This window comes from Rhodobacter capsulatus (genome assembly GCF_005144475.1).
GTDB lineage: Bacteria > Pseudomonadota > Alphaproteobacteria > Rhodobacterales > Rhodobacteraceae > Rhodobacter > Rhodobacter capsulatus_C.
On record NZ_SWJZ01000091.1, the window covers coordinates 1 to 9,880 of the forward strand.

Here is a 9,880-nt window from a genome sequence, read left to right on the forward strand (position 1 = left end):
GCTCCGCCCCCCGCACCCCCCGGGATATTTGCGCCAAGGTGAAAGGCAATCAGGGTCTTTCGGGATTTTGCCCCGCCATGGTGCGATCCGCCGCCCTGTGACGTTTGGTTTCGCTTTGCCTTTCGGCGCCCGCGCGGCAAGCTGGGGCAAAGAGGAGACAGGCGATGACGTATCACACCATCCGCTACGAGATGTCCGAAGGGCTGGCGGTGATCACGCTCGACCGGCCCGAGGTGATGAATGCGCTGAATGCGGCGATGCGGCGCGAGCTGACCGAAGCGCTGCACCGGGCGCGGGGCGAGGCGCGGGCGATCGTGCTGACCGGATCGGGGCGGGCCTTCTGTTCGGGGCAGGATCTGGGCGATGGCGCGACCGAGGGGCTGAACCTTGAGACCGTGCTGCGCGAGGAATACGAGCCGCTTCTGCAGGCGATCTACAGCTGTCCGCTGCCGGTTCTGGCGGCGGTGAACGGCGCGGCGGCGGGGGCCGGGGCCAATCTGGCGCTGGCGGCCGATGTGGTGATCGCGGCGCAATCGGCGGCCTTCATGCAGGCCTTTGCCCGGATCGGGCTGATGCCGGATGCGGGCGGAACCTGGTGGCTGCCGCGGCAGGTCGGCATCGCCCGCGCCATGGGCATGGCGCTCTTCGCCGAGAAGATCGGCGCCGAGGAGGCCGCGCGGATCGGGCTGATCTGGGAGGCCGTGCCCGATGTCGATTTCGAGCATCACTGGCGGGCCCGGGCGGCGCATCTGGCCAAGGGGCCGACGGCGGCCTTTGGCGCGCTCAAGCGGGCCTTCCATGCCGGTCTGACCAATCCGCTGTCGGCGCAACTGGCGCTGGAGGCGCGGCTGCAGGGCGAGCTGGGCCGCAGCGCGGATTTCCGCGAGGGGGTGCTGGCCTTTCTGGAAAAGCGCCCGCCGCATTTCACCGGGCGCTAGGCCCTTGCCCCGCCAGCCCGCCCGCGGTAGCCAAGGCGGGCCGCGGGCGTGGCGAAATGGTAGACGCATGGGACTTAAACTCCCTCGGAGGCACCTCCATGCCGGTTCGAGTCCGGTCGCCCGCACCAGCCACGTTCCGGCGTGAGCCTTGCCGTCGGGCGCTTGCGCCCATAAATCGGACGTAACCGAAAGGGAGAGCCGATGGCCCGCAGACCCGCCACCCCGCTGGAAGACCGCCCGAAACCGAAACGTGTGGGTGCGATCCGGGGTCTTGCCCCCTTCATCCTCCCCTATCGCCGTCTGGCGCTGGCCACCGCCGCCGCGCTGGTGCTGACCGCGATGGTGACGCTGATCCTGCCGATCGCCGCGCGCCGCCTGGTGGACGGGTTCCAGCAGGGCGGCGAGATGCTCGACAGCTATTTCCTGGCCGCCCATGTCATCGCCGCGGCCTTGGCGCTGGGCACCGGGCTGCGCTACTGGCTGGTCACCCGCTTTGGCGAGCGCGTCGTCGCCGATATCCGCAAGGCGGTCTTCGGCCGGGTGATCAGCCTGTCGCCCGCCTTTTACGAAAAGATCCTGACCGGCGAGATCATCTCGCGCATCACCACCGACACCACGCTGATCCTGTCGCTTCTGGGCTCCTCGATCTCGGTTGCGGCGCGCAACATCCTGATCCTGTTCGGCGGGTTGACCATGCTTCTGGTCACTTCGGCGAAGCTGACCGGGCTGGTGCTGCTGATCGTGCCGCTGGTCATCGTGCCGATCGTCATCATGGGCCGCCGTCTGCGTCGGCTGAGCCGCGAAAATCAGGACTGGATCGCGTCTTCCTCGGGCTCGGCCTCCGAGGCGCTCAGTTCCGTGCAGACGGTGCAGGCCTTCACCCATGAGGCGCTGACCCGCAACGCCTTTTCCGAGGTCACCGAAAAGGCCCTCGCCTCGGCCAATGACCGCATCACCACCCGCGCGATCATGACGATGATCGTGATTTTCCTTGTCTTTGCGGGGATCGTCGGCGTGCTCTGGATCGGCGCGCGCGACGTGCAGGCGGGGCTGATGACGGTGGGCCAGCTGGTTCAATTCGTCATCTATGCGATCATGGTCTCGGCCGCGGTCGGCGCGCTGACCGAAATCTGGGGCGAGGTGCAACGCGCCGCGGGGGCGACCGAGCGGCTGGTGGAACTGCTGCATGCGGGCGACACCGTGACCGATCCCGCCCGGCCGGTGCCCCTGCCCCGCCCGGTGAAAGGCGCCATCGCCTTTGAAAATGTCACCTTCCATTACCCGTCGCGGCCCGAAACCTCGGCGCTGAACGCGGTCAGCCTGCGGGTTGCGCCGGGCGAAACCGTGGCGCTGGTCGGGCCCTCGGGCGCGGGGAAAACCACGATCATCCAGCTGATCGAGCGGTTTTATGACCCGGAACAGGGGCGGATCACCCTGGACGGCATCGACCTGCGCGATCTGGCCCGGGCGGATTACCGCCGTGCCCTCGCCCTTGTGCCGCAAGATCCGGTGATCTTTGCCGCCAGCGCCCGCGAAAACATCCGCTTCGGCCGTCCGGACGCCAGCGATGCCGAGGTCGAGGCCGCCGCGCGGGCGGCTTATGCCCATGATTTCCTGACCGCGCTGCCGCAGGGCTTTGACACCTATGTGGGCGAGCGCGGCATCATGCTGTCGGGCGGGCAGAAGCAGCGCATCGCCATTGCCCGGGCGATCCTGCGCGATGCGCCGGTGCTGCTGCTCGATGAGGCGACCTCGGCGCTGGATGCGGCCTCGGAACGCGCGGTGCAGGCGGCGGTCGATGATCTGCGCGCCACCCGCACCACGATCATCGTCGCGCATCGGCTGGCCACGGTGAAAAAGGCCGACCGGATCGTCGTCTTCGATCAGGGCCGGATCGTCGCGCAGGGCACCCACGAAGCCTTGGTGGCCGAGGGCGGGCTTTACGCCGAACTGGCGCGGCTGCAGTTCACCGACGGGGCCAGCACATGACCTGACCTGTCCCTGCGTCATGCCCGCCATGACGTGACGTTCGCGGCAATCCCGCCCTTGCCCGGGTGCCGCTTTATGACGCATTCTGCGCACAAGGCCTGCGGAGGAACGGGCCGGGGGAGGACACCATGACCGAGACCTATGCCACCGTGGCCGACCGCGACCGCGTCGAAGGCCAAATGCCCTGGGAAGACCGCGACCGCGCGCTGACCATGTATGATTTCCTGTCCCGCGTGACGGCGAAGCACGGATCGCGTCCGGCGCTGACGTTCCAGATCACCTCTGGGCCGAAGGATCATTCCGTCACCATGACATGGGGACAGGTGCTGGCCCGGGTGACGCAGGCGGCGAACCTTCTGCGCCGGATGGGCGTGGGCGAAAAGGACACGGTGGCGTATCTGCTGCCGAACAGCCTTGAAACCGCGGTGGTGCTGCTTGCGGGCGCGACGGCGGGGATCGTCAATCCGATCAACCCGTTGCTGGAGCCCGAGCAGATCGCCGCGATCCTGCGCGAGACCAAGGCGAAGGTGCTGGTGACGCTGAAAAGCTTCCCGAAATCCGACATCGCGCAAAAGGCGGCCGAGGCGGTCAAGCACGCGCCGAACGTCAAGACGATCCTTGAGGTCGATCTGAACCGCTACCTGACCGCGCCGAAAAGCTGGATCGTGCCCTTTATCCGGCCGAAAACCCATTTCCGCCATCACGCCGATGTCTATGATTTCAACACCGCCTGCGACGGCCAGCCCGCCGACAAGCTGGTGTTCGCGGATGCGAAAGCCGACCGCGTCGCCGCCTATTTCCACACCGGCGGCACGACGGGCATGCCGAAAGTGGCGCAGCACAAATATTCCGGCATGATCTACAACGGCTGGCTGGGCGGCACGCTTCTGTTCCGCCACACCGACGTGATGATCTGCCCGCTGCCGCTGTTTCACGTCTTTGCCGCCTATCCGATCCTGATGTCGGCCATCCATTCCGGCGCCCATGTCGTCTTCCCCACCCCCGCGGGCTATCGCGGCGAGGGGGTCTTCGACAATTTCTGGAAGCTGGTCGAACGCTGGCAGGTGACCTTCCTGATCACCGTGCCCACCGCCATCGCCGCGCTGATGCAGCGCAAGGTCGATGCCGATATCTCATCCCTGCGCACGGCGATCTCGGGCTCCGCCCCCCTGCCGGTCGAGCTTTACAACCGCTTCAAGGAGGCGACCGGCGTCGAGATCTGCGAGGGCTACGGGCTGACCGAAGCCACCTGCCTTGTCTCGATCAACCCGGTGGACGGGCTGAAAAAGGTCGGCTCTGTCGGCATCCCCCTGCCCTATTCGCACGTCCGGATCCTGCGCAAGACCGAGGCCGGTTTCACCGAATGCGCCGCCGACGAGGTGGGCGAGATCTGCGTCGCCAACCCCGGCGTTTTCGAAGGCTCGACCTATACCGAGGTCGACAAGAACCACGATCTCTTTGCCGAGGAACGCTTCCTGCGCACCGGCGATCTGGGCCGGATCGACCCGGACGGCTATCTGTGGATCACCGGCCGCGCCAAGGATCTGATCATCCGCGGCGGTCACAACATCGACCCGGCGGAGATCGAGGAAGCGCTGCTGTCGCACCCCGCCATCGCCTTTGCGGGCGCCATCGGCCAGCCCGACGCCTTCGCGGGCGAATTGCCCTGCGCCTATGTCGAGCTGATCAAGGATGCGACGATCAGCGCCGACGAGCTGATGGCGCATGCCAAACGCCACATCCACGAACGCGCGGCGGTGCCCAAGCACATCGAGGTGCTGGACGAGCTGCCGAAGACCGCGGTGGGCAAGATCTTCAAGCCCGAGCTGCGCAAGCGCGCGATCACCCGGGTTCTGGATGCGGCTCTGGCCGAGGCCGGGGTGCCGGTGCAGGTCGTCGGGGTGGTCGAGGACAAGAAACGCGGTCTGGTGGCGCAGCTGGCCATGACCGGCGCGGTCGATCAGGAGAAGATGGCGCAGGTGCTGGGGCAGTTCACCGTGCCCTGGGCCTGGGCCGAGTGACCGGCGGCGACAGGGCGTATTTCGGCCAAGAAGAAATCGGCGGGCTTGATCGGTGATCCGAGTCGCCCGGGCGGAATCGGCCCCGGCCGCAGTCGTCCGGATCTGGCGGGGTGATCCTGCCGCAGCGACCCTCCGCCTGTCACACACGCATCGGAAAGGGGCTTTCGCCGGATCGGTCCCGGTTGCGGTCCGGCCGGGGCTCACGCCCCGTCTCCGTCGCTCACAATGCCGCGCGATTGGTGCGTGGGCGCACAATTAGCGGATAAATACCGCCGTTTTCAAATAATTCGCACAGTTGCATAGTCTCCCCATGACGACGGACGAACACGCCGTCACGGATCAACACGCTGATAAACAAAGAAAATGGAGATTTTCCATGCGGAATGAACTTGTCTTCGCCGGTCTGGCCCTTGTCCTTGCGGCCGGTGCCGCCAGCGCCTCGGGCGTGACCCCCGGCCGGCAACAACTGGCCAATCAACTGGGCGTCGATGCCGCCGCCTATAGCGCCGCCGAGCTGACGCAGTTGCAAGGCGCCCGCCGCGACAATGACAAGGCCGCCTATGACGTGCTGCTGTCGCATGGCACGGTGCGGGGGAAAGACACGACCTCGGTCGGCAAGGCGCAGATCGCGGCGCAGATCGGCGTCGATCCGGCGGAGTTCACCACCGCCGAGCTGATCCAGCTCACCGAGGCCAAGCGCAGCGGCGACCTGCAGGCGGTGACTTTCTATCTGAAGCACGAAAACCGCAACGACTATTACTTCCCGCAGCCGGAGCACGGCAGCGACAACTGAGTCCGACGCCCCGCGACATGTCCGGGCAGGCAAGGGGCGGCGCCTTCGGGGGCCGCCCTTTCCATGCCGGAAAATGAAAAGCGGCCCCCGAAGGAGCCGCTTTCCGAAATCCCGTGCGCACAGGCTCAGGCGATGGCGAGGTTGATCGCCGATTCGCGGCCGTCGCGGCCTTTTTCCAGATCGTAGTTGATCGCTTGGCCGTCATTCAGGCCACGCAGACCGGCGCGTTCGACCGCCGAGATGTGGACGAACACGTCCTTGCCGCCCGATTCCGGGGCGATGAAGCCGAAGCCTTTGGTTTGGTTGAACCATTTCACGGTGCCCTTGGCCATCCGTTGTCTCCTTCTGTATGCCGCCCGCAGGATTGCGGCGGCCCGGCTCAGTCACGTCACGATCGAGAACTGTAGCCGCAAAGGGAGCAGGTCGTCGAAAAGGCGCGGTGCGCAAGGCTAGGATATGAAGCCTTCGCCCGCGCATTGCAAGAAAATTGCGCGTGGGGGTGGCGCGGCAAAAAGCCTATTGCACGCGCCCCCAAAGGTCGTAATCCGACGCTTCCTCGACCGTGACCGTCACCATGTCGCCCGGCGAAAGCTCTTCGAAGCCTTCGTCGATGAACAGATTGCCGTCGATTTCGGGCGCATCGGCGCGGGTGCGGCAGGTCGCCCCCTCGTCATCCACCGCATCGACCAGCACCTGTTGCACGGTGCCGACCTTGGCCGCCAACTTCGCTTCGGAAATCGCCTGCGCGGTCTCCATGAAGCGTTCCCAGCGTTCCTGTTTCAGCTCGGGCGCCACATGGTCGGCCAAGTCGTTCGACCGCGCGCCCTTGACGTTTTCATACTGGAAGCAGCCGACACGATCGAGCTGCGCCTCGGCCATCCAGTCGAGCAGATACTGGAACTCCGCCTCGGTCTCGCCCGGGTAACCCACGATGAAGGTCGAGCGCAGCACGATCTCGGGGCAATCCGCGCGCCAGGCGGCGATTTCATCCAGCGTCTTCGCGCTGGCCGCCGGCCGGGCCATGCGTTTGAGCGTTTCCGGGTGGGCATGCTGGAACGGGATATCGAGGTAGGGCAGCACAAGGCCGTCGGCCATCAGCGGGATCAGCTCGCGCACATGCGGGTAGGGATAGACGTAATGCAGCCGCACCCACGCGCCCGAGGGCTGGGCAAGCCGCCCGAGTTCCCGCGTCAGATCGGTGATATGCGCCCGGACCTCGCCGTCTTTCCAGGCCGTCGCCTCGTGCCGCCGATCCAGCCCATAGGCCGAGGTGTCCTGCGAGATCACCAGCAGCTCCCGCACCCCCGCCTCGAGCAGCTTTTCCGCCTCGCGCAGCACGGCATGGGCGGGGCGGCTGACGAGCTTGCCGCGCATGTCGGGGATGATGCAGAACTTGCAGGCGTGATTGCAGCCCTCGGAGATCTTCAGGTAGCTGAAATGCCGCGGCGTCAGCTTGATGCCCGTCGCGGGCAGCAGATCGACGAAAGGATCGGGCTGCGGCGGCACCGCGCCATGCACGGCATCGAGCACCTGTTCGTATTGCTCGGGCCCGGTGACGGCCAGCACCTTCGGATGCACGCCGGTGATGAACTCGGGCTCGGCGCCCAGACAGCCGGTGACGATCACCTTGCCATTCTCGCTCAGCGCCTCGCCGATGGCTTCGAGGCTCTCGGCCTTGGCACTGTCCAGAAAGCCGCAGGTGTTCACGATCACCGCATCGGCGCCCTGATAGCTGGGCGAGATCGCATAGCCCTCGGCCCGCAGCCGGGTCAGGATGCGTTCGCTGTCGACCAGCGCCTTGGGGCAGCCCAGCGAGACCATGCCGATGGTCGGCTGGCCCGGGCGGGGGGTGTCGGTGACAAGCGCTTTCGGCGCAAGATCGGGGCGGAGGTTGGGCGGGTTCTGGCTCATGGGGGCGATATACACCGCCTTGGGGGGCCGCGGGAAGCGCCTTGCGCGACAGGGGAGGGTTGCGCAGGATGGCGGGGCATTGGAGGTGCCGGGATGGCCGATGGGGATTTGAGCGAAGCGTTTGCGTGGGCGGAGAAGCGGCTAAGGCGGGAGCTGTGGCCGCGGGAAAAGCAGTTTATTGCGACGGGGGGATATGCCTGGCCTGATGGTTTCAAACACTCGAACCGGGAACGTCCGAAGACCGACGACTATAGCAATAGGTTCGATGCAAGGCTCATCCGCTGGCTGCTGACACGGGAAATCCCTGGCATCACCTGCCGTCCCGAAGGGGTGACAGTCTTGGGGCTCTGGATCGAAGAAACCCTGAGCCTCGGCTTCGTGGATTGCGAGCGGGCAATCAACGCGAGCAACTGCACCTTTCAGGAAGCTCCTGTCCTGCGAAACGCACAGCTGAACGGGCTCTATCTGACCGGCACAGCCCTGCCCGGCTTCAATGCCGTCAGGCTGACCTGCAACGGACCGATTCACATGAATAAAGGCTTCGTGGCGAACTCTTGCGTTCAGCTGGGCGGAACCAGAATCACCGGGCAAGTTGATTGCAGCGGCGGCCACTTCGAGGGAAACGACGGGTCAGCGCTCAACCTCAGCTCCGCCGAGATCGGCGCGGATGTCTTCTTGAGCAATGAATTTACCTCGCGTGGCGCAGTGAAGCTCGTGCGTGTCCAGATCGTGGGGCAACTCACCTGCGATGGCGGCAAGTTCGAGGCGACGGGCGGCCACGCCCTGAATTGCAACGCCGCCGTGATCGGCGCGGATGTGTTCTTGCGGAACAAGTTCAATGCGACGGGAAGAGTGGACTTCGCCCGCGCGCAAGTGACGGGAAATCTGCGGTGCCAATCGGCCCATTTCAACGGCGCATTCAACGCAGAGGGCGCCAAGATCGAGGGGGGCTTCTTCTGGGAGAATGTCTCCGGCAAGGTCGTCGTTCTCGATCTGACCGAAACCAGCGTTGAAAGATTGAACGACGATTCCGGCTCCTGGGCAAAAGTGAAAACGCCCAAACTCTCCGGCTTTCGCTTCGACTCCATTCAAAGCGACATGACGGTGCAGGATCGCCTGAACCTTCTGGGGCGGAAATCGGAGCGGAAAATCTCCTGCCCATTCCAGATGACCCGAAGACGCAGTGATTTCGACCCGCAACCCTACAGCCATCTGGCCAAGGTCTATGACGCCATGGGCCATCGCAGGGATGCGGCCAAGGTGCGTTACGCGCGGGATGAACGGCTCATGTGGGCTACATTTTTCCGGGCGTTGGCGCCGCCGAAACCGGATACGTTCGGGCAAGGCCTGGCGTTTGTCTCACTGGTTTGGGGATGTGGTTACCGCGTCACCTTCGGTTACGGCCATGCCCCGTTCAAGGCGCTGCGCACAGCGCTGCTGATCCTTGCTGCTACCGTTTGGCTGGCCAATGCCACCTATCAACGCGGAGAAATGGCCCCGGCCAATGTCGATATCCTCCTGTCCGAAGACTGGAAAGACGCGATCAAGAACGGATGCCACTCCATCCAGACGGCCAGTTGCACGATGCCGCTGCGGCTGTGGGAGAATACACCCGCCGGACAGGACTACGAGGCTTTCTCCCCCTGCATCTATGCGCTCGATCTGTTCCTGCCGCTCGGCACACTCGCCCAGAAGGATTCGTGGGCGCCCTCGAAAGACCGCGGCGCATTCGGCTGGACGCTGCACTATTGCCGCTGGTTCATTCAGCTTTCCGGCTGGTTGCTCATTGCCACCGCCGCCGCCGTGTTCTCGGGGGTTCTGGGGAAGAAGGACTGAAACGAAAAGGGCGCCCGCAGGCGCCCTTGTTCATTCTGGTCCAACCTTCAGCGCCGCCGGTCCCGGCGCGCCGACATCGGCTGGAAGGCCACCGAGACATGCGCCTCGCAATAGGGTTTCCCGGCCGAGCTCGGCAGGCCGCAGAAATAGAAATTCTCGGTCGCCGGGTCGCCGATCGGCCATTTGCAGGTCCGCTCGGTCAGTTCCATCAGCGAGATCTTGCGCGAGCGCTTCTCCACCTCGCGGACCGAGGCGAGCGTCTCGGGGCTGATCTCGTTCAGCGAGGGTTGCGGCGGCAAGGGCTGGCCCGCGGGCACCAGCGCGGGTTTGCGCACGACGCCCGGCACCGGGGCGGCGGCGGCAACCGGTTGCGGCGCGGCGGGGGCCGGGCG

9 protein-coding genes and 1 tRNA gene are annotated in these 9,880 nt (G+C 65.5%); 6 read left to right on the forward strand and 4 right to left on the reverse strand.

Annotation, left to right across the window (positions count from 1 at the left end; translation table 11 throughout):
* Positions 1-164 precede the first annotated feature (164 nt).
* From FBT96_RS17385 to FBT96_RS17400, 4 genes are all read left to right on the forward strand, one after another.
* On the forward strand, positions 165-938 hold the full coding sequence (locus tag FBT96_RS17385; protein ID WP_136908887.1) for an enoyl-CoA hydratase-related protein: 774 nt from the start codon (positions 165-167) through the stop codon (positions 936-938).
* Between the two features lie 42 nt (positions 939-980).
* A tRNA-Leu gene (locus FBT96_RS17390) sits at positions 981-1,066 on the forward strand.
* A gap of 73 nt (positions 1,067-1,139) precedes the next feature.
* A complete protein-coding gene (locus FBT96_RS17395) occupies positions 1,140-2,927 on the forward strand; it encodes an ABC transporter transmembrane domain-containing protein (RefSeq protein WP_136908889.1) in 1,788 nt (595 codons plus the stop codon).
* Positions 2,928-3,055: 128 nt separating this feature from the next.
* A complete protein-coding gene (locus FBT96_RS17400) occupies positions 3,056-4,948 on the forward strand; it encodes an acyl-CoA synthetase (RefSeq protein WP_136908891.1) in 1,893 nt (630 codons plus the stop codon).
* A gap of 220 nt (positions 4,949-5,168) precedes the next feature.
* On the opposite strand, the gene FBT96_RS21480 is transcribed toward FBT96_RS17400, so the two are convergent.
* Complete coding sequence (locus FBT96_RS21480; RefSeq protein ID WP_283234945.1) at positions 5,169-5,294, reverse strand: hypothetical protein; 126 nt, start codon at positions 5,292-5,294, stop codon at positions 5,169-5,171.
* Between the two features lie 30 nt (positions 5,295-5,324).
* Here FBT96_RS21480 and FBT96_RS17405 point away from each other — a divergent pair, with 30 nt between their 5' ends.
* Complete coding sequence (locus tag FBT96_RS17405) at positions 5,325-5,741, forward strand: hypothetical protein (RefSeq protein ID WP_136908893.1); 417 nt, start codon at positions 5,325-5,327, stop codon at positions 5,739-5,741.
* Positions 5,742-5,866: 125 nt separating this feature from the next.
* Here FBT96_RS17405 and FBT96_RS17410 read toward each other — a convergent pair whose 3' ends face one another.
* Together FBT96_RS17410 and rimO are read right to left on the reverse strand one after the other, a co-directional pair.
* Positions 5,867-6,073 (reverse strand): cold-shock protein, encoded by a 207-nt coding sequence (locus FBT96_RS17410; RefSeq protein ID WP_013068838.1) that lies wholly within the window; start codon positions 6,071-6,073, stop codon positions 5,867-5,869.
* A 184-nt stretch (positions 6,074-6,257) separates the two neighbouring features.
* A complete protein-coding gene (rimO, locus tag FBT96_RS17415; RefSeq protein WP_136908895.1) occupies positions 6,258-7,652 on the reverse strand; it encodes a 30S ribosomal protein S12 methylthiotransferase RimO in 1,395 nt (464 codons plus the stop codon).
* Between the two features lie 93 nt (positions 7,653-7,745).
* On the opposite strand from rimO, the gene FBT96_RS17420 reads away from it, so the two are divergent.
* Complete coding sequence (locus tag FBT96_RS17420) at positions 7,746-9,488, forward strand: hypothetical protein (protein WP_136908897.1); 1,743 nt, start codon at positions 7,746-7,748, stop codon at positions 9,486-9,488.
* Positions 9,489-9,535: 47 nt separating this feature from the next.
* On the opposite strand, the gene FBT96_RS17425 is transcribed toward FBT96_RS17420, so the two are convergent.
* The coding region (locus FBT96_RS17425; protein WP_283234946.1) for a GcrA family cell cycle regulator at positions 9,536-9,880 on the reverse strand (345 nt) is incomplete at its 5' end.